This is a genomic window from Clostridium malenominatum (assembly GCF_039521365.1).
GTDB lineage: Bacteria > Bacillota > Clostridia > Clostridiales > Clostridiaceae > Clostridium_AW > Clostridium_AW malenominatum.
The window spans coordinates 1,265,314-1,287,077 of sequence record NZ_BAAACF010000001.1; the positions used below are offsets into that span (position 1 = coordinate 1,265,314).

At 30.5% G+C, this 21,764-nt stretch carries 17 protein-coding genes; 10 read left to right on the top strand and 7 right to left on the bottom strand.

The genetic code is table 11. The features are described from left to right. Nucleotide 1: 1 nt before the first annotated feature. Complete coding sequence (gene gltX / locus ABDZ69_RS06370; RefSeq protein ID WP_343767880.1) at nt 2-1,462, bottom strand: glutamate--tRNA ligase; 1,461 nt, start codon at nt 1,460-1,462, stop codon at nt 2-4. A 156-nt stretch (nt 1,463-1,618) separates the two neighbouring features. Next, the gene (locus ABDZ69_RS06375; protein ID WP_343767882.1) at nt 1,619-3,130 is read right to left on the bottom strand and encodes an MBL fold metallo-hydrolase RNA specificity domain-containing protein; all 1,512 of its coding nucleotides are present in this window, start codon (nt 3,128-3,130) and stop codon (nt 1,619-1,621) included. A gap of 111 nt (nt 3,131-3,241) precedes the next feature. Here ABDZ69_RS06375 and ABDZ69_RS06380 point away from each other — a divergent pair, with 111 nt between their 5' ends. Genes ABDZ69_RS06380 through ABDZ69_RS06390 form a run of 3 tightly spaced genes read left to right on the top strand, consistent with a single transcriptional unit; the run spans nt 3,242 to nt 8,307 of the window. After that, nucleotides 3,242-4,525: a metallophosphoesterase family protein gene (locus tag ABDZ69_RS06380; protein WP_343767885.1), complete on the top strand. Its 1,284-nt coding sequence runs from the start codon at nt 3,242-3,244 to the stop codon at nt 4,523-4,525. A gap of 1 nt (nt 4,526) precedes the next feature. Further along, a complete protein-coding gene (locus ABDZ69_RS06385) occupies nt 4,527-7,130 on the top strand; it encodes an ATP-binding protein (RefSeq protein ID WP_343767887.1) in 2,604 nt (867 codons plus the stop codon). A gap of 49 nt (nt 7,131-7,179) precedes the next feature. Continuing rightward, nucleotides 7,180-8,307 (top strand): aminopeptidase, encoded by a 1,128-nt coding sequence (locus tag ABDZ69_RS06390; protein ID WP_343767889.1) that lies wholly within the window; start codon nt 7,180-7,182, stop codon nt 8,305-8,307. A 37-nt stretch (nt 8,308-8,344) separates the two neighbouring features. Here the strand turns inward: ABDZ69_RS06390 and ABDZ69_RS06395 are convergent, their stop codons facing one another. Then, nucleotides 8,345-9,604: a serine hydrolase gene (locus ABDZ69_RS06395; RefSeq protein ID WP_343767891.1), complete on the bottom strand. Its 1,260-nt coding sequence runs from the start codon at nt 9,602-9,604 to the stop codon at nt 8,345-8,347. A 133-nt stretch (nt 9,605-9,737) separates the two neighbouring features. Here ABDZ69_RS06395 and ABDZ69_RS06400 point away from each other — a divergent pair, with 133 nt between their 5' ends. Beyond that, the gene (locus ABDZ69_RS06400; RefSeq protein WP_343769600.1) at nt 9,738-10,337 is read left to right on the top strand and encodes an NUDIX hydrolase; all 600 of its coding nucleotides are present in this window, start codon (nt 9,738-9,740) and stop codon (nt 10,335-10,337) included. 74 nt (nt 10,338-10,411) lie between these two features. Here ABDZ69_RS06400 and ABDZ69_RS06405 read toward each other — a convergent pair whose 3' ends face one another. Then, entirely contained in the window at nt 10,412-10,756 is a 345-nt protein-coding gene (locus ABDZ69_RS06405; RefSeq protein WP_343767893.1) for a hypothetical protein, read from the bottom strand. Between the two features lie 201 nt (nt 10,757-10,957). Between ABDZ69_RS06405 and ABDZ69_RS06410 the strand changes: the two genes are divergently transcribed. Next, a complete protein-coding gene (locus ABDZ69_RS06410; protein ID WP_343767895.1) occupies nt 10,958-11,176 on the top strand; it encodes a hypothetical protein in 219 nt (72 codons plus the stop codon). Nucleotides 11,177-11,205: 29 nt separating this feature from the next. On the opposite strand, the gene ABDZ69_RS06415 is transcribed toward ABDZ69_RS06410, so the two are convergent. Beyond that, complete coding sequence (locus ABDZ69_RS06415; RefSeq protein WP_343767897.1) at nt 11,206-12,690, bottom strand: nicotinate phosphoribosyltransferase; 1,485 nt, start codon at nt 12,688-12,690, stop codon at nt 11,206-11,208. Nucleotides 12,691-12,914: 224 nt separating this feature from the next. On the opposite strand from ABDZ69_RS06415, the gene ABDZ69_RS06420 reads away from it, so the two are divergent. From ABDZ69_RS06420 to ABDZ69_RS06440, 5 genes are all read left to right on the top strand, one after another. Beyond that, a complete protein-coding gene (locus tag ABDZ69_RS06420) occupies nt 12,915-13,214 on the top strand; it encodes a hypothetical protein (RefSeq protein WP_343767899.1) in 300 nt (99 codons plus the stop codon). 98 nt (nt 13,215-13,312) lie between these two features. Next, complete coding sequence (locus tag ABDZ69_RS06425; RefSeq protein ID WP_343767901.1) at nt 13,313-15,295, top strand: cell division protein FtsA; 1,983 nt, start codon at nt 13,313-13,315, stop codon at nt 15,293-15,295. Nucleotide 15,296: 1 nt separating this feature from the next. Then, complete coding sequence (locus ABDZ69_RS06430; RefSeq protein ID WP_343767903.1) at nt 15,297-16,469, top strand: M20 metallopeptidase family protein; 1,173 nt, start codon at nt 15,297-15,299, stop codon at nt 16,467-16,469. Nucleotides 16,470-16,490: 21 nt separating this feature from the next. Continuing rightward, complete coding sequence (locus ABDZ69_RS06435; protein ID WP_343767905.1) at nt 16,491-17,453, top strand: RluA family pseudouridine synthase; 963 nt, start codon at nt 16,491-16,493, stop codon at nt 17,451-17,453. Between the two features lie 15 nt (nt 17,454-17,468). Beyond that, nucleotides 17,469-19,076, top strand: coding sequence for a putative polysaccharide biosynthesis protein (locus ABDZ69_RS06440; RefSeq protein WP_343767907.1), 1,608 nt, complete (start codon nt 17,469-17,471; stop codon nt 19,074-19,076). 23 nt (nt 19,077-19,099) lie between these two features. Here ABDZ69_RS06440 and spoVB read toward each other — a convergent pair whose 3' ends face one another. Both spoVB and ABDZ69_RS06450 read right to left on the bottom strand, forming a co-directional pair. After that, nucleotides 19,100-20,605 carry a stage V sporulation protein B gene (gene spoVB / locus ABDZ69_RS06445; protein ID WP_343769601.1) on the bottom strand — a complete coding sequence of 502 codons (1,506 nt, stop codon included), beginning with the start codon at nt 20,603-20,605 and terminating at the stop codon, nt 19,100-19,102. Nucleotides 20,606-20,794: 189 nt separating this feature from the next. After that, nucleotides 20,795-21,658, bottom strand: a complete 864-nt coding sequence (locus ABDZ69_RS06450) for a LysM peptidoglycan-binding domain-containing protein (RefSeq protein WP_343767909.1) — start codon at nt 21,656-21,658, stop codon at nt 20,795-20,797. Between the last annotated feature and the right edge of the window lie 106 nt (nt 21,659-21,764).

The window sequence follows — 21,764 nt, forward strand, 5'->3', positions numbered from 1 at the left end:
TTTATTGAAGTTCTTTTAATTTTTCAATACCAAATTTAATTCTTCTTAAGGATTCTTCCTTGCCAAGGATTTCAGCTATTTCAAAAGCGCCACCTGGAGTGAATTGCTTTCCTGAAAGAGCAGTTCTAAGAGGCCATAAAACTACACCATTTTTTACCCCAAGCTCAGAAACTAAAGTCATCATACTATCGTGAAGTACATCGAAAGTCCATTCTTCTATACTCTCTAATATTGGAAGAGCTTTCTCTAAGCTTACCAATGAATTTTCATAAGTAGTCTTCATCTTTTTGTGAAGATATAATTCTGGAGAATAGTCGGTCATTTCTTCGAAGAAGTCTATGTTATTAGGAATTTCTCCAAGTACTTCTGTTCTTGTATGAAGAAGTTGACTTAACTTTATTAAATCAATATCTTTAGTTAATGACTTTTCATAGTATGGTAAAGCCATTTTATGAAATTCATCAAGAGATAACATTCTTATATATTCACCATTCATCCATTTTAATTTAGTTAAATCAAATATAGCTGGTGCTTTATTTATATTCATATAGTTAAAAGTTTCTTTTAATTGTTCTAAGGTGAAGATTTCTTGTGTAGTTCCTGGATTCCAACCAAGCAATGCTATGTAGTTTAATATAGCATCTTTAAGATATCCCATGGATATTAAATCCTCAAAGGAAGCGTCACCTTTTCTTTTGCTTAGTTTATTTTGCGCGTCTCTCATTATAGGAGGACAGTGAATATATTTTGGTACATCCCAACCAAAAGCATCGTATAATCTGTTGTATTTTGGAGAGGAGGATAGGTATTCGCTTCCTCTAACCACGTGGGTAATTTTCATTAGGTGGTCATCAACAACGTTTGCAAAATTATATGTTGGAAAACCATCGGATTTTAGAAGTACCATATCATCTAATTCGCTATTATCTACAGTTATTCTTCCAAAGATTTCATCATCAAAAGAAGTAGAACCTGTAGAAGGATTATTTTGTCTAATAACATAAGGAATACCTGCAGCTATCTTTTCTTCAATTTCTTCTTTAGATAGTCCTAGGCAGTGCTTATCATATTTATGTGGTCTATTTAATGCCTCTGAATTTGCTCTTATCATATCTAGTCTTTCTTTGTTACAGAAACAATAATAAGCTTCACCTTTATCAATAAGTTTTTTTGCATATTCTAAATAAATAGGTTTTCTTTCGCTTTGAACATAAGGGCCAACAGAACCTCCTACGTCTGGACCTTCATCATGGTGAAGACCTGTCATTTTAAGAGTGTTATATATTATATCAACAGCTCCCTCCACTTCTCTCTCTTGGTCTGTATCCTCAATTCTTAATAGAAAATCTCCATCATCATGTTTTGCAATTAAATAGGCATAAAGTGCTGTTCTTAAGTTACCAACATGCATATATCCAGTTGGACTTGGAGCAAACCTCGTTCTAATCTTTGTGTTTTCCATTTTTTCCACTCCCTATTATAAATATTTTAACCCTAAAAAGGGGATATTGTAGTAGGATAAAACAAAAACCTCTCATCCGTATAATGGACGAAAGGTAAGATTACCAGATAATTCTATGATATAATAAGGGGAATTACCTGTCAAGCATATTATTTGTTAGTTATTCATTAAAATATTTTCTATATTCTTTAATAAGGTTTCTTTATCTAGTGAGTTTATATCATCTAAAGAATTTAAAAGATCAAATAACTTCTCTTTAATTTCGCTCTTTTCCTTTTCCATGCCAGGTACAAAACTATCTCCAGAATTCATTATATAGGATTTATAACCTTTACTATCTAGCAGAGCTTTAAAACTTTCTCTTGATTCCGATTCTCCGTGAACCAATAAAATAGCTTTAGGCTTTCTTTTAAAGGATTCAATCCAATGAATTAAGCCATTTCTGTCGGCATGACCAGAAAGTCCTGGCAAGTTATAAACCTTAGCATTTACTGCAATATCTTCTCCAAATAGCTTTACTTTTTTAGCCCCATCTAATATTTTTCTGCCTAAGGTTCCTTCAGCTTGATATCCAACAAATACTATGGAACTTTCCTTTCTCCATAAATTATGTTTTAGATGATGCTTAATTCTGCCGGCTTCACACATGCCGCTGGCGGAGATTATTACGGCATTACTCTGAATTTTATTTATTTTAGCAGATTCTTCTGGCGCCTTTGTAAAGGTTAAGCCTTCAAATTGAAAAGGATTATCTCCAGAATCAATTAAACTTGTGGCTTCCGCATCAAAGTACTTAGTATATTTATTAAATACTCTTGTAGATTCAATAGCGAGAGGACTATCAACAAAAACTTTTATATTTTTCAAAATATCATTTTCTACGAATTTATTTAAAGCGTACACAACTTCTTGAGTTCTACCAACAGCAAAGGAGGGAATAACTACGTTACCTCCTCTTTTAAAGGTACTTTTAATTATATCTACTAATTGATTTAAATTAGCATCAAAATTTTCATGAATTCTGTTGCCGTAGGTGGTTTCCAATATAACATAATCACCGTCTTCAATTAAAGTTGGATCCTTTAAAATTGGTAAGCCTTTATTTCCTAAGTCGCCAGAATAAACTAATTTTGTATCCACTCCATCTTCAGTTATCATCATTTCAACTATGGATGAGCCTAGTAAGTGCCCTGCATCTCTGAATCTAACTTTGAAGCCATCAAATAGTTCTATCCATTGATTGTACGGAAATCCTCTAAAAAGATACATTGAAAGCTGGGCTAGCTTAACGGTATATAAGGGTTCTACAGGAGACAAACCCATTCTTATTCTTTTTCTACTAAGCCATTCCGCCTCCATTTCGTGTATGCTACCGCTATCTTCTAGCATTATATCGCATAAGTCTTTTGTACCCTCTGTACATATTATGTCCCCTTTAAAGCCTTGCTTGTAAAGCAGAGGAATCCTTCCGCTGTGGTCTATATGTGAGTGAGATAGAATAAGATAATCTATATTTTTAGGGTTAAAATTAAAAGTTTCATTTCCTCTTTCTTTTTCATCTTTTCCTTGATAAAGGCCACAATCTAATAAAATAGTTTTATCTTTTACTTTGAGTAAATGACTTGAACCAGTAATACATCCAGCTGCTCCGTAAAATTCGATTTTCATAACTATCCCTCCTTGTAATGACTATATATTAATTATAACACTTGTAATAAAAGAAATGAAATTAATGTGGTATAATTTTACTAGATATTTTAAAGGAAAGGGAAGAACTTTATGAGCAGTGATTTTACATTTATTCATTCAGCGGATATTCATCTTGGCAAAGTTATGAGCATTTCTGGTGAAGTGAATGATAACTATAATAATGAAATATTTGAAAGCTTTAAATATATGTGTACTTATGCTAAGGAGAATAAAGTAGATTTTATTTTAATTTCAGGAGATTTGTTTCATAGTAGGGGAAGAGATATTAGAGTGGACAAGTTCTTCTATGAGCAATGCGAAAATATACATCCAATCAAGATATATGTTATATTTGGAAATCACGATCCTATGAAAGAATATAAAGAAATATTTAAAAGACCTTCTAATGTGATAATTTTAAGCAGTGAAGAACCACAAGTAGAGGACATATATAAAGAGGGAAATTTTATATGCAGAGTTATTGGGCAATCGTACTATAGTAACTATGAAAAAAGAAAAATACATAAAAACTATGATAAATATTTAAATGAGAATAAAATTTTTACCATAGGAATGTTGCACACTGGACTAGCCCAAGATAATTATCTTCCTTGTGCATTAACGGAGCTCAAAGATATCAGTAAAATAAATTATTGGGCTTTAGGTCATATACATAAAAACCAAATATTAAATATGAGAGAGCCTTTTATAGCATATCCAGGAAATATTCAAGGTTCTGACTTTGGAGAAGAGGGCGTAGGCGGGTTTTATAGTGTTAAAGTAAAGAACAATAAAATAGATGATATAGAATTTATACATGCATCTAAAATAATTTGGGAAAAAATTACTGTAAATATTGACGAAAAAAACAATGTTGAAACCTTAGAAGAGTTAATAGGGTTAATTACTTTAGCAGGTGAGGAATTTCTAGAGAAATATAATATAAGTAACATAGAGAACAAAACTTTTATAATTAGGTGGGTAGTTGAAGGAAGAGGAGAAATACATAATCTATTAAAAGAAAAAGAAGATTCTATACTAACTTTTATGAAGGAAGAACTAAACTATAGAATATTTAAGAAAGGCATTCCAATTTGGACTGAGGAAGTTGTAATTAGAACTAAGCCAATATTAAATTATGGAGACTTAGAAAATAACTATTTTTACAAAGAAGTTAAAGAAATAGTTAGATTATCCTTAACTAATGATGAGTTGAAAAATGAAGTTTTAAAATCTTTAGGGCAAGTTTGGAGCTATGGTTATGATGAATTGTCTAAGGATTATGAGTTTAATTTAAGTGAAGAGGATTATTGTGAGTTAATAAGAGATGCCATGAATTTAATAGAAGAAAAGATTTTAGAAGGTGGTGATTAATTTGCATATAAAAAGATTATATATTGGGGATTTTGGAATATATCAAAACGAAACTCTAGAAGATTTAAATAACGGTTTAGTAGTAATCGGTGGATTAAATAGAGCGGGTAAATCTACCTTATTAAAAGTATTAAAAAATTTATCCTATGGATTTGTAAAAGGAGAAACTCTTCCTCCTCCAAGGATTCAATACAATGTGGAAGGAACTTTAGAAAATGATGATATGATATATAATTTAAAACTAGAAGGGTATAAAAAACCTTTAATAGTTCCAAATTTTGAGGGGCTTTTGTATCCTATTGACAAAAACTCCTACAGTGAGCTCTTTACTATAGATTTGGATGTTTTAAAGGGAATTGATACCTTACTATTGGGTGCCGGTTTTAAAGATGTGATAAAGATTCCTGCAATAATTAAAGAACTAAAAAGAGAAAGTGAAAAAATAGGAGGAAAGGTTGGAAATCCAAATACAAAGCAGTTTAAACCTTTTTTCAATTCTATAAGCAAAGGATTAAAAGAGAGGGAAGTAGCTTTAAAAGAGAAGGATATTTATTTAGAGAAAAATGAAAAACTAATGGAGATTGACAAGAAAATTAATGAGAGTAGTATTGGTAGAGTAAATATAGAAAAAGATTTAAGCAAGCTAGAGCTGGTTTTTAATAATTATAAAGATTATATAAAACTTTTAAATTTGGAAGAACAAATAAAAAATAAAGAGGGAATTCTTGAAAAGTACGGCAATTTTTCCTTAGAAAGAGTTGAATTATTTAAAAGGGAATATGGAAGCCTAAAAGAAAATTTAAAAGAAAAAGCACTTTTGTATGAAAATCTATTAAAGGGAGAAAAAATACATAAAAAAGGTTTGTTAAATAATCTAGAGGATTTAGAGCGCTTAAACAAGGAAATGTATGGTATTAAAGAGAAATACGTATCCTTAGAAGAATTGCAGGGAGAAAATATTAAGGAAAGAGAAAATATAATAGGAGTAATAAAGGGACTAAATGAAGATCTTAATGGAGATCTAAACTTAATATTAGGCTTAAAGTGTGATTATTTAGGACTAAGCGAAATAGAAAATTTACTTCAAAGGCATGAGGAGCTTTATGATAGTGAGAAAAAAGGACTCAATATAAAAAGTAGAAACTTATGGTATACACTGTTAGGTGGGGTTACATTGTTGTCGTCCTTAATGGTTATAACTAATGTAACAAATCTTATATATAGATGTATATTTCTTTTATTTCAATTGGGCATCTTAGGAGGCTTTGTCTATTTAATTGGAAGGTTAAAAGAGCAAAACTTTGTTGGAAATAAAGAATTAGAGGATATAGAGAGTAAAATTGAAGATTTTAAGAATAGAATTAAGCTTCAAAGGGATGTAGCAGGAGAAGGAATTATATTATATGCTAGAACTTTGCTAGGAATTAAAGAAAGAATAAATAATCTTTATATTAAGGAAGAGAAGGCTTTGTTTATAAAAAAGGAATTGGAGGGTAAAAAGAATATAGCCTTAGAAAAAATCAATGAGTGCTATGAAATTCCTATAGCTCCCCAAGGGGAAGCTAGCTCCATAAATTATATAATAGAAAAAATTGAAAAGCTAATAGACATTGGTAATAGCATTAAAGAAGGCCAAAGAGCTTTTACTAGGGTCAGGGACTATGAAAAGGATATATTAAAATATTTTCACTTAGAAGAGTATGGTGAAAATCTAGTTGAACTTTTGGAAAGCTATTGTAAAAACATAAAAAATTGTGAGGAACTTATGACCATAATCAATGAAAAAGAAAAAATAATTTATAGGCTTAAGTACTCATTGCTTCAGGAAAATTCAGGAGAAGAAGGAATAGATAAAATTAAAGAGTTCTTTGGAGAATATATAAAAAGCTACTCTACTCTAGAGGACATAGAAAAAGAAATTAAAAGACTGCACAAAGAAATATTAGAATTAGAAAATGCTTTGGAAAATTTAAAAGAAGAAAGAGCTAAAACTCTACTTATATTAGAGAATTTAGGCAAATCTAATAGTTTAGAAAAGATAGAAATGGATATTTTAAAGAGTAAAGCTGAAATGAAACCATTAGCGGATAAATATGCAATATATAATTGTGCGTCATATATATTAGAAAATGCCTATAATAACTTTATAAATAAATCAAAGGATAATGTGTTAAGTGAGGCTAGTAATATATTTAATAAGGTTACGGGTGGAGAATATAATAAAATCCTTCCCGGGGAAAATTTTTTAAATATGGATTTTAAAGCAGTTTCAGGAGAAAATACTATTAACAATAGTGCTGAAACTTTAAGCAGAGGAACTAAAGAGCAGTTATTTTTTTCTATAAGGCTAAGTAGAATATTGAATATTTCACCTTTGCCAGTGATAATTGATGATTCATTAGTAAACTTCGATGCTCAAAGTTTAAAATCCACCCTTTCCTTTGTAAAAGAGCTAAGTAAGAGAAATCAAGTGTTTTTATTAACTTGCCATTCTAAAGTAGTGGAAACCTTAAGCGCATTAAATATAGATGGGCAGTATTTTATTTTAAATAAAGGAAAATTAATGAAATCGAGGAAAGAAAGCTTAATAGAATATTTAAAATAATTGAAGTAAGTGGTATAGTATTAATATATTTAATTTAGGAGGAATAGAAATGGCAGATATGAGATTAAATAAGTTAGCTAAATTACTGGTTAACTATTCAACAGAAGTAAAACCGGGGGATTTTGTCCTAGTTCAATGTGATTCAGTTTGTGTACCTTGGATGAAAGAAGTGGTTAAAGAGGCATTAAAAGCAGGAGCGCATGTAGAGACTTTAATAGATTCTGAAGAAGTTAGTAATATTAAATTGAAGTATGCTTCAAAGGAGCAATTAGAACAGGAAAAGCTTATTCAAAAGCATGCTATGGAAAAAGCAGATGTTTGGCTTACTGCCTGGGGAGGGGTAAATACCAAAATAAATTCCAATATAGATTCTGATAAGATAAAGTCCTCATCGAAAGGATCTGCTAGCTGGAGAAAAATATACTCAGAAAAAATGGGAGATGGCTCTTTAAGATGGTGTGGAACACAATTCCCAACCCATTCCGATGCTCAAGAGGGTTCTATGAGTTTAGAAGAATATGAAGACTTTGTGTATGGAGCAGGGCTTTTAGATTTTGATGATCCAGTAAAGGAATGGAAAAGAGTTAGTAAAGAGCAGGAAAGATGGATAAATTATTTAGATACAAAAAAAGAACTACACATAATATCAGAAGGAACGGATATTAAAGTAAATATAGAGGGAAGAAAATGGATTAACTGTGATGGAAAAGTAAACTTCCCAGATGGAGAAATATTCACTTCCCCTGTAGAGGATGGAATTAATGGACACATAACTTTTAGTTTCCCAGGAATTTATGCAGGTAAAGAGATTGAAGGAATAAAGTTGATAGTAGAAAAAGGTAAAGTAGTAGAAGCTACAGCGGAAAAGGGAGAAGATTTATTAAAAACTATACTTTCTACCGATGAAGGAGCATGCTATTTTGGAGAGGTAGCTATTGGTACAAATTATGGAATACAAAAATTTACAAGAAATATGCTCTTTGATGAAAAAATTGGAGGAACAATTCATATGGCTATAGGTGATTCTATGCCTGAAGCTGGTGGTAAAAATAGAAGTACCATTCATTGGGATATGCTATGCAATATGAGAAATGGCGGAAAAATATTTGCAGATGGAGAATTGTTCTATGAAAATGGAGAGTTTATAAAAGAAATATTAGAAAAGTATAGCCTATAAAATATAAAAAACAAGAGAGTACTTTACTCTCTTGTTTTTATATATATTTAGATTTTCTTTTTCTTCCTCTTCCGCCACCTCTAGAAATTATTCTAATTATGAATACTATCAGTAAGAGAATCAGAATTAATCCAATAAAAGAGGCTATATATAATAGTATATTGCTTTTTATTAAAGAGGCTTTTGAAATATTAGTATATAAGTTATATTCTTTAGTAGCTTCTCTTTCTTTTAGAATTAGAGTTCCTACAGGAGTATCTTCCTTTAGTTTCCAAGGATTTATTTTATTTAATTTTATTTCTTCTTTAATTTCTTTTTTATTTACTTCATTTTCATAATATGATATATCCTCTTTTAAGGTTAAAGGAACTTCAATTTCTTTAGTAGGCCCAAAGAAAAGCAGAGGTTTGTAGGAAAGTTTTTCCTTACCCATTGAAGTATCCTTTGAATGAAGAGGCGATTTTTTAGCATCAAAGCTCCAATTTATGATTTTTTCCATATCTGAAAATACAAAGGAATCTTCAGCATCATAAACAGAGTTTAATACAACACCAATGATTTTTCTACCATCTCTTTCAAACATTGCTACAAGGCATCTTCCAGCCTTAGAAGTGTACCCTGTTTTACCACCTATATTTCCTATACTACCAAGCTGCTTATTTCTGTTTTCTATAATAAAAGTTGTGCCTTTTGATGTCTTTATAGTGCTTGTTTTTTTACCTGAGGATTCTTTAACCCAAGGATTCTTAAAAGCTTCTCTTCCTATTACAGTTAAATCATAAGCTGTAGTGTAATGATTGTTGTCATGAAGTCCATTTGGAGTTATAAAATTAGTATTCTTTAATCCAAGGCTTTTAATTTTGTTATTCATAGCGTCAGAAAAGGCTTTACTACTACCTGATACATTATCAGCAATCATATAGGCTATATCGTTACCTGAATATAAAAGAAGTCCATCCATTACGTCTTCAGCGGACATGGTTTCGCCAACGTCAATAGAATGTAAGTTTACATTTAAAGAGTATTCAGGTTGCGTTTTTGCAGATGGGGTATAGTTAAGAGCGTCCCCTTTATTAAATTTCTCTGCAAGTAATAGCGCGGTTAGTAATTTTGTAGTACTCGCGGGATACATAGTGCTGTCTATAGATTTTGCATATATAATTTCCTTCGTATCCACATCAATAGTAATTGCGGCTTTTCCGTAAATGCTAGGTTGAGTCTCCGCTGCTAACACAGAGGTGAAAGTGGAAAAAACTAATACAATTGTTAATAATAATGAGGTACATCTCTTTTTCAAAGTTCATCTCTCCAATTTCTTTAAGTTTTTATTCTAATAATTTATCCATTAAAGTATAACATGGAGATAATAATTTTACAAATAATTTGCTATAATATAACTTGAAACATATGTTATTGGTGGTGAAAGTGTGATAAATAATATTGAAGCGTTTTTTTCAAATAGAAGGGGAAGAATAATGGGAAACCATGAAAAAAGTTCAGTGGTAATTTTCCTAACAAATAATAAGGAGAATCCATCTATTGTATTCCAAGTAAGAGCCTTAAGCCTTAAACATCAGCCTGGAGACATATCCTTGCCAGGTGGTAGAATTGAAAAAGGAGAGAGTGAAAGGGAGGCTGCTATAAGAGAAGCTATAGAGGAACTTAATATAACTAAAAAGGACTTTCAATTGATTGGTGAAATGGATTATTTAGTTACTCCTTATAATAGAGTTATATATCCATTTGTTGCGATCATAAATGAAATAGATATTTATCCAAATGAAGATGAAGTAGACCATATATTTATGGTGCCACTTAAATACTTTATGGAAAATGAACCAGAGGCTTATAGAATTAAAATGTTACCTCAGTTTCCAGAAGATTTCCCTTACCATTTAATAAGTAATGGCAAAAATTATAAATTTAGTAGTAGTTCCATAGAGCAATATTTTTATCAGTTTAATGGGTATGTCATTTGGGGTATTACTGCGCAAATAATTAAGACTTTTGTAGATTTAATTAGAGAATAGAGAATAGAGAATAGATGATAGATTATAAATTGACTTTTAAAATTATTTATTTCTATCATCTATTTTTTATCTCCTTATTTAAAAACTCTTTTTTTAGGCATAAACATCATAGAAGATGCTACTATTAAAGCTATATAGATGAAGGGGAAAAAAATGGATACTAGGGGAGCAGTGTAAAAATATTTTACAAAGGCGAATATAGCTATGGAAACAATAGCCCAAAATAAAGAAACATACTCCATCCGTTTGTTTTTTTCTGACCAAGTATCTACATCCTTCATCTTACCAATTATTTTGTCACGACTTGAGCTATTAGGGGAGGACTTTATAGATAATACTTTAAAATAAGCGTAAAAAGCAATAGCTACTAATCCTATAATAAGGAAAAAATATGAAATGGATGTTCTAGTTAAATTCATAGGTAATCACCTCTTAATCTATTTTTTATATGTATTTATTTTTAGATTAAAAGCTAAATTTATTCATATTAAACATCAATAAATTAAATCGTAAAAATTTAATGAATAATCAAAAAAATATATTCATTTTTTTTACAGTCTAATGTATAATAGGGGTAACAAATACTTATAATATTATGCTAGGGGAAGGGGTTGTGTTCTATGACGGAATGTCCTTTCTTATCTTCCCACGAAGATAAGGTAGAGTGCTTCGCAGATTGTGCATTATTTAACTATAAAGATAACAATGGATTATGTCCATTTAAAACGGTACAAGCCTATAATGTAGAAAAAATGGAGTACTATGATAGTGCTCTGGATGATATAGATTTAAAGTTTATAAAAAATTCTTATATAGAAAGGCAAAGTGAATATTTTTAATAAAAAATAAAAGGGCAAATTATGCCCTTTTACTCTTCTTCGTTGTATATGTTTGAGTATTGATTTATTAAATTATGTTTTAAAGACCAAAGCTTTAATGATAAATCTACATAATAATTATGTGGATTCTCAAATCTTAATACTTCATGCCATAGCTTTTTACACTCTTCATCCACTACTTTACTAATTTCTATCACAGAAGGTGAATCATATATTAGCTTACCTTTATCAAATATTTGAACCATTAACTCTTTAACATAAAAGTTCTTAATTTTTTTCTTTTTCCATGTAAAAACTGGGTCAAATAAAGTTAAGGATTTACTTTCGTCTATTACTTCATCTTCTAAAGTGATTAAATCTGCAATGGCCTTGTTTGTCTCTTTATCAAAAATTCTATAAACTTTTTTAAAACCTGGATTTGTTATTTTTTCTTCATTTTCGCTTATTTTAATTTTAGAAATAATTTTTTCATCTTCTTCTACAGCAACTAGTTTATAAACCCCTCCAAAAACTGGTTCTGATCTTGCAGTGATTAATCGTTCCCCAACTCCAAAGCCGTCGATTTTAGCTCCCTGACGCAATACAGATCTAATAATATATTCGTCTAAGGAATTTGATACAATTATTTTAACATCCTCATATCCTGCTTCGTCTAAAACCTCTCTACATTTTTGTGAAAGATAGGTTATATCTCCGCTATCAAGTCTTATTCCCTTAGGTCTATGTCCTTTAGGCTGTAACACTTCATTAAAGATTTTTATAGCATTAGGCAGACCGGATTTTAGCACATTATATGTATCTAATAATAAAACGCAGTTATCTGGATAAACCTCAGCCCAGGTTTTAAAGGCATCATATTCCGTAGGGAAAAGCTGAACCCAGCTATGAGCCATTGTACCAGCAGCAGGTACTCCAAACATTTGCTCTGCGATAGTGCAAGCTGTAGAATTACATCCTCCAATTATAGCAGCGCGAGCTCCGTAAATTGCTCCGTCATAACCTTGAGCTCTTCTGGAACCGAATTCCATAACAGGTCTACCATCGGCAGCATTACAAATCCTATTTGCCTTAGTTGCAATCAAGGTTTGGTGATTTATAGATAAAAGAATCATAGTTTCAAGAAATTGTGCTTGAATTATAGGCCCTCTAACGGTAACCAACGGCTCATTTGGAAATACTGGAGTTCCTTCTGGTATGGCCCAAACGTCGCAACAAAACTTAAAGTTTTTTAAATAATTTAAAAACTCCTCGGAAAAAATATTCTTGTTTCTAAGATAATCTATATCTTCTTTAGAAAAAGATAGATTATTTAGATATTCAATAAGTTGTTGAAGACCAGCTACAATGCAGTATCCACCACCATCGGGTACTCTTCTGAAAAACATATCGAAATATGCTATTTTATTTTCAATACCATTTAAAAAGTATCCATTACCCATGGTTAATTCGTAAAAATCTACTAACATAGTTAAATTTCTTTCATTACGAACATTAAAATTCTTAACGTATTCCATAGCAACTTCTCCTTGCAAAATTAATTTAAAGTTATTAACATTTTAAACCTTAAAAAGAATTATTACAAGGTCAAAGTGAATGAATAATTTTAGACTGAGCATACTACATTAAAATGATGCTATATATGATATATATATTTGAAATAATTGATTTATTTAGTCTATGTGTTATACTATATCTAATAAGCTATTCATGAGTTGGTAGAAAATTAGGAGGTAAAAATATGGTAGCTTTTAAAAAAATGTGGAATGATGTAGAAGAGATAATTTCTAAAAATACTATTAAGGATTTTTACATTACTGAAAAGTGCAGTGAAGGATTTGTTGTTAAAGATAATGCGGATTGCTTTTTTGTTGGAAAACAGGATTTTGTAGACTTTTGGTGCAATATGCTGTATTTTAAAGAAATATCATTAGACGAATTAAACAAAAGGAAAGAACCCAATTTAAAATATGTTTGTGCTGTTATTAAGCATTTGCCATACATAAAAGTAAATTCAGGGGTAATGAAGGTTTTGGAATAGTTTGTTGAATAAATAAAAAAATTGGTATATAATTTAAAATAATAAGCTCATATTCTAAGAATATGAGCTTTTAAATTGTAATGAAGAAGGAGAAAGTTATGGAATTTGCAAATATAAATCCAAAAGATGTGATATTTGCTTTGGATATTGGGACTAAGTCTGTTTTGGGAGTAATAGGTGTTGCAAAAGACAAGAAGCTATATATTATAGACGAGGTTTATGTAGAGCATGAGGAAAGAGCTATGATTGATGGACAAATACAAGACATCACGCTTGTTTCCAATGCAGTAAATAAAGTTAAGCAAGAATTAGAGGAAAGGGCTAATATTAAATTAGAAAAAGTAGCAATAGCCGCTGCAGGAAGATTTTTAAAAACCATAAAAACTAAAGTTGAAATTACAATAGAAGAAAATAGAGAAGTAGACAAGGATATAATAAGGAGCTTAGAGCTTACAGCAGTAAGAAAAGCAGAAGAACTACTAGTGGATGATTTGGATAGCAAACTATACTGTGTAGCATATAGTGTGGTGAATTATTATTTAAATGGATACGTCATCGGAAATTTACTTTCACAAAAGGGTAATAAAGTGGGAGTAGAAGTAATATCTACTTTTCTTCCAAGAGTAGTAATTGATAGCCTTTATTCAGTGATGAATAATGTTAAACTAGAAATTATAAGCTTAACATTAGAACCTATAGCAGCTATTGAAGCAGCTATACCTAAAAATTTAAGGTTATTAAATTTAGCTTTAGTAGATATTGGAGCTGGAACTTCAGATATAGCAATTAGTAGTAAGGATAGCATTGTGGCCTATGGAATGGTTTCTGTGGCAGGAGATGAAATCACTGAGGTGATAGCTCAAAATTGCTTAATTGATTTTAATGGTGCAGAAGCTATAAAGAAGTCCATAAAAGATAACAATATTATAAAGTATACAGATATTTTAGGCATGGAAAATGAAATAGAGTCAGCAGAATTAATTAAAATAATTGAACCTATGGTAAAAAGACTTGCAGAAGAAATAGGAGAAAAGATACTGGAACTAAACGGTGACAAAGCTCCAAATGCCATATTCTTAGTTGGAGGAGGAGCTCATACACCAGGTGTTAAAGAAGCTTTAGCGACAAAACTAGGTATACCACTTCAAAGAATAGGAATAAGGGGAAGAGAAGAGGTGCCTAATTGCGTATGTAAGAATAATGATTTAGGCAGCATAGGAGTAACAGTACTTGGAATAGCTTTAGTTGCTATTAAGGAATTAGGATATGATTTTATAAATGTTGTATTAAATGGAAATGTAGTTAGTCTATTTAATTCTCATAAACACACGGTAATGGATGTGATTATGCAGGCAGGAATAAATCCTAAAATGCTTATGGCCAAGAATGGGAAAAATATTAGATTTATGTTAAATGGTATAAAAAGAGTTGCCTTTGGAGCTCTTGCTAAGAATGCAGAGGTCTTTATAGATGGCAGAAAAGAAAGTATAGATAGTGAAATAAAGGAAGGTCAACATATAATAATTGAATTTGCTAAGGAAGGTACAGATGCCTCGCCTAAAATTATGGAATACATAAATGAATTATATTCAACAACCTTTTATTTAGATAATATACTAAATACTATGGAACCCCTGTGTTTAATAAATGGAGATAGAGTTACTCCTGAGGAAGAGATTAAAGATGGAGATGAGGTTCAAATAATTAATTTAACTACCTTGGGAGATTTTATAAAGTACTTTGGAGAAGATGGATATGACTATTATATAAAAAGTAATTTATTAAGAGAGAATTACGTAATAAAAGAAGGGGATAGAATATATAGAATCAAAAGAGAAGATAATAAGGAAAAAGGAGTTAGCGAAGAAAAGCTTTATAATGAAATAGAAGTTATAGCTAATGGAGAAAAGATATTGTTAAAAGGAAAAGAAAACTATGTATTTGTAGATATATTTGATTATATAGATATAGACTTAACAAGGGTACAGGGTACTTTAAGGTTGAAATTAAACGGAGAAAACGCGGAGTATCATAGCAAATTAAGCCAGGGAGATAATATAGAAGCTAGATGGGAGAATTAGTATGAATTTCTATGGGGAAGCTTTAAGTATAAAAGATAATCTGGTTTATTGGAGAAGAGAGTTCCATATGCATCCTGAATTAGGATATGAAGAGGTGAATACTTCAAGTATAATAAAAAAATTTTTGAGGGAAAATGGAATTGAATATTATGAAACAGCCAAAACGGGTATATGTGCTTTTATCAAAGGAAATGGAAGTAAAACCATTGGAATAAGAGCAGATATAGATGCCCTCCCTATAGAGGATAAAAAAACCTCTTCCTATGCCTCGAAAATTCAAGGTATGATGCATGCTTGCGGTCATGATGCCCATGCTTCAATTCTTATGGGAACTGCTTTTATATTGAATAAATATAAAGAAAACCTAAAAGGAAACGTTAAATTATTCTTTGAGCCCGCTGAAGAAACCACTGGTGGAGCCAAAGTTATGATAAAAGAGAGTGTTTTAGAAAATCCATATGTGGATGGAATAATTGGATTGCATGTAGATGAAAATATACTCTCTGGGAAAATAGGTATAAAAAAAGGAGTTGTAAATGCTGCCTCAAATCCTTTTATAATAAAAATTAAAGGAAAGGGTGCTCATGGAGCTAGGCCTCAGGATTCTGTCGATCCAATTTTCATTGGCAGTAGTGTAATCTTGAACCTTCAAAGCATAATTAGCAGAGAATTACCACCAACCCAGCCTGCAGTGATTACCATAGGAACTTTCCATGGAGGAACAGCTCAAAATATTATTCCGGAAGAGGTTGAGATTACAGGGATAATAAGAACTATGACAGTGGAACATCGAAAATATGTTATTAAAAGATTTAAGGAAATTGTAGAGGGTATGGTTAAATCACTAAGAGGGCAGTGTATAATAGAGGTGGAAGAAAGTTACCCATGCCTATACAATGATGAAGGCATGTATGATTCATTTTTAAATAGCGCTTCTAAAGTGATAAATAGAGATGACATAATTCATCTAAGTAACCCGAGCATGGGAGTTGAGAGTTTTGCGTATTTTGCTATGGAAAGACCAGCTGTGTTTTATTACTTAGGTGTTAGAAATGAAGAGAAAGGAATTATTCATGCGGCTCATAGTAATCTATTTGACATAGATGAAGATAGCATGATGCTCGGAGTGGCATTGCATTGTCAAGCAGCACAGGATTTTTTAGATAATAGATAATAAAGAACAAGGAGTGTTTATATGAAAATAGAAATAGGAGCAAATGAAGCAGGACAAAGATTGGATAAGTTTTTAAGAAAATGGTTAAAGGACGTTCCGTTAAGCCTTATATATAAAAGTATTAGAAAAGGCGACGTTAAAGTAAATGGTAAAAGTTTAAAAGAAAAATATTCTCTTCAAATAGGAGATATAGTTGAAGTTAGAGAAGTAGTATCTAAAACAGATAGAAAAATTAATTTTATTAAGGTAGAAGATTCAGGAAAAATCAAAATAACTTATGAAGATGATAATATGGTAATAGTAGAAAAATGGCCTGGAGTATTAGTGCATTCTGATACTAAAGGAGGAAACCCTACTTTAACGGATTACGTTCTAACATATTTATTTAATAAGGGAGATTACACTCCAGAAAATGAAGTGACATTTACGCCAGCATCCTGTAATAGATTAGATAGGAACACTTCTGGAATAGTTATATTTGGGAAAAATTATGAAGCTCTAAAGGCATTAAATGAAATGATTAGAGAAAGAAAAGTAAAAAAATATTATCTAGCTTTAGTATCGGGAAGAATTAAAGATGGGAAGTATGAAGCTTATATTTCAAAGGATGAGGGTAAAAACCTATCACAGGTTTCCTTGACTAGTAAAAAAGATATGAAAAAAATATCAATGGATGTAAAGACAATACAAACCTGTGGTATATATTCTCTATTAGAAATTGAGCTAATTACAGGAAGAAGCCACCAAATAAGAGCTCATTTAAGCTTTTTAGGAAATCCTATTCTAGGAGATAGTAAGTATGGAAATTCTAAAGTTAATAGTTTCTTTGTTAATAAATATGGAGTGGATTATCAGTTTTTGTACGCATATAAATTGATATTTAAAGATTGTCCAGAAAAGCTTGAGTATATGGAAAATAAAACTATAGCAGCTGCTCTTCCACCAGTTCTAAAGAAAATAAAAAATGATGTATTTAAGTTTTAATTAAGGAGAATAAAAATGAGTGACAGAGGGACCACTAAAGGGTTTGCGGTGTTGTCCGCCGCAGGTATGATGGTAAAGGTTTTATCTTTGCTATATATACCTTTTTTAAAAGGAATAATAACAGATGAAGGTTATGGCATATATGGAGCTGCTTATTCAGTTTATGTATTTATATTTGTAATTACAAATTCTGGTATTCCTGTTGCTATATCAAAGCTTATCTCAGAGCTTACGGCAATTAGAAATTATAAAGATGCATTAAAGAGTTTTAAAATATCTAGATTTTTTCTTATGATAATTGGAATATTTATGACTGTAATGATGATTATATTTGCAAAACCTTTGTCTAAATTAGTTCATTATGAAAAGGCATATTTATCTATATTGGCCCTATCTCCAGCCATATTATTTACCTCTATAGCTTCATCTTATAGAGGGTATTTTCAAGGATGGGGTAATATGGTACCAACAGCAGTTTCTCAAGTTATAGAACAAATAGCAAATACAATTTTTTCGCTAGTGTTTGCATCTATTCTTATTAAATATGGAGTAGAAGCAGGGTGTGCAGGGGGTACAATAGGTACATCACTAGGTGCATTTTTTTCAGCGGCTTATTTAATGATTTATTATGAAAGGCATAAAAAAATTAAGGTACCTAAAGGATATAATGAGTTAGAGGTGGAAAGATATTCTACAGAAGAAATAATGAAAAAGATTGCTGGTTACGGCATACCAATAACAATTGCAGTGGGAATGACCTACGCGGGTAACTTAATAGATGTAGGTAATACAAAGGCAAGGCTTATGGCAGGAGGACTTCCTGATGCATATGCATCTACTCTTTATGGATATTTAGTAAAGTATCAACAACTTATAAATGTTCCTATTGCCATAGTTACTTCTCTTGCAGTGGCTATTTTACCTGCTATTGCTAGTGCAGCCATATTAAATGATAGAAAAGCAGTAAGAGACAAAATAATGTATGCATTTAGAATATGTTTCTTAGTAGCAATTCCTTCCGCATTTGGACTAGCTCTTTTAAGCAAAGAAATCTTTTATATGTTAAAGTTTGGAGAAGGGGCTTTCTTAATGCTTTATGGCTCTATTGTGCTAGTACTTATGTCAATAATGCAGATTCAAACAACTATATTACAAAGCGTAGGTAAGCTTTATACAGCAACAATCTATTCAATTATTGGAATAATATTTAAAATAGCAGCTAATTATTATCTTATTGCAATTCCAGAAATTAATATATTAGGTGCTGTATATGGAAGTATAATTGGATACATAATACCAATATTGTTAAATAATATGATGATACGAAAAACATTAAAAGTAAAGGTAAGGTTATTTAGAACTTCAATAAAACCACTTATATCATCCTTATTTATGAGCACAGTGGTGTATGGAACACTTAAAGTACTCTTAACTGCACTTAAATTCATAGAAAGTGGATACACGAAAAATGCAATAGCTACCATTATATCTATAATGGTAGGAGCTTATGCTTATGTGTTTTCATTAGTTCTTACAGGAGGAATTAGTGAGGAAGATTTAAATCATATACCTTCTAAATTTAAAAAAATAATGCCAAGTTTCTTATTAAAAAGAATAAGGTAAAGAAAAAAGTGAATAGAAAATTTCTATTCACTTTTTTCCGTTACAATCTTACATATATATAATTGAGAAAATCCTACAAAGACTATTATTATATATTTGAGAACCCCTAAGCTTGTGGGGAGTAAGTTCTTTAATACATTTAGTATGAAATACATAAGCACAGATATTAAGAGTATAATAGTTATACTACTTGCATCAATTTCTAAATGTAGCTTTTTATTAATCTCTGAAAAATTTAAAATAAGGGTAATAACTGCAGTTATTACAACAGTAATTCCATATCCATATATATTAATCTTAGTAATTCCTACTAATATATATAATGAAATAATTTCTAATACTGAAACTATCAAAGAGTTTTTCAATAAAACTCCTTGTTTTCCTAAACCATTTAATACTCCAAAGGTGGTAGCAGAGGTATAAACAAAGGGAGCTGTAAAAGAAGCTAAAAGTATAAAATTAGATAAATCACTTCTTTTAAATATAAGCATGCCTAATTCTTTAGGGATAGTTGAACATATTATTAATGTAGAAAGTCCTAAGATAAAACTAATTCTAAAAACATTTTTGATTCTATCTTCTGCTTCCCAACTATTTTTAGTAATTAGACTTTGGGACAAGTCAGGAATTAATATAATAGAAATTGAATTAATAACTACCATAGGAAAAAAAACCACACTCATACTCATGCCAGATAACTTACCTATTAAAGAAAGAGCGGAGCTATAATCTATCCCTGAAGACATTAACCTTCGAGGTATTATAAGGGCAGAAACAGTAGATAATCCTGTAGATAAAAATCCGTTAATAGATAGTGGAATTGAAACTATTAATACGTTAAATAATAACTGAGCTCTTCCTTCAGAACCTCTAGCGAGAAAGTGTTTTTTACTAGAGCTAATTTTATAAAAAATATAGAGAAATAATAGACTTATAAGTTCGCCTATAGCTAAGGCTATGTAGGCAATGGTTACAGTATTTCCAATTTCCTTAGAAGGTAAAACTACAGTTAAAGTTACTATAACTACAATTCTTAAACCCTTTTCTAAAATATCTATTATGGCAGGTATAGATATTTTTGATATGCCATAAAAATATCCCTTTAATATAGAAGAAAGAGCTACAAATAACATGGCAGGACATATTATTTTCACAGCATTTATGGCTCTAATATCTTTTATGATATTTACACTAATATAATTTGAAGTTAAGAATACTAAAGTAACAACTATGAGAGACCATATGACGTCAAATAATAAAGTGATATGTATAGTTTTTTTTAAACTTACAAAATCTTTTCTTGCCCAATATTCCGCAGAGACTTTTGAAACAGCAGTAACCATACCTCCGCAGATTAAACAAATAAAAAGATTATATATAGGCATTACAAGTCCATATAAGCCTATTCCTTCAGGGCCTAATTTAAAAGAAAGTATTATAGAAAAAGTAAAGCCTAAAATTCCTGTAATTAAATTTGAGAGAATTAAAAGAAAAGAATTTCTATAAAAAGTATCTTTTTTCACTACTATAACTCCTAATATTATTAACATTAATTAATATTCTAAAAATGCTATTAATATTACTAGTATTAGATTAATAGATATTTAGATTACTAGATTGCTAGATAATGTAGAAATTCCTCTAGACTTTCTATAATGAAAATTCTAGAGGAATTTTGTCCGTATCTAAGAAACTAAAAATCTAAAAACTAAAAAACTTTATTGAGTTTGTCCATTTGCAATTCTTATATTTGATTGGTGAGAGGGGGAAATTTGTCCTGTGTTATGGCTTGTACTATTGTAAAAATATAAATCGAAATGACCATCTACTCCATTATCGAAAATATTAGTTGTTGAGTGAGGCATGCCAGACATGCTAACAGCCATTTGATATAATTTTCCTCCTTGTGTAAAAGTTAAAATCATTGGTCTACTACTCCAGGTCCAAGTTGGAAAGATTTTTTTTATGTTGTCAGTATCTGATTTAGTTAATGGAATTACATCTGAGTGATTTGAGCCTCCATAATATTTAATTTTAAAAGTAATACCTGACTTTAAATCTTTGAGAGTACCTACCGTATCAACTGTAAATAATCTTCGGCCATTTTGCCAGTCATACATATCTCCGTAATTGTTATTTATTTTAGGTTTTAACATAGTTATTCCAAGAGGAGATACAACTCCATTAGAATTCACAGGAATAGTTAGTATTTGACCAGGAGATATATTGTTGTTATTAATATAATTACTCTTGCTTATAGCCTCCATGGTTGTATTATAGTTCTTACTAATGGACCAAAGGTTGTCCCCCCACTTAACGGTATAATTAACCTTAGAAACACTTTCTTTAGTAGAAGTAATTCTATTATCCTGTACCATTAGTTTTTGTCCGGCATAAATAGTATTAGAAGATAATTTATTAATTTTCATTATTTGATCTACTGAGGTATTATATTTTAAAGATAATTTCCATAGAGAATCGCCCCATAATACATTGTGATTTATTAGATTTGAATTTGCGCGAGCTTTAAAGGGTGAGCTTAATAACAGTAGAATTGTTAAAGTTATAACTTTCTTATTCATCAAATCACTCTCCAATTTATTTTTATTCTATTATATAAGAAAATTTAGAATATTATAAGGAGTAAATGAGACCAGTTATGGGAACTGTTTCCGGAAAACTAATTTA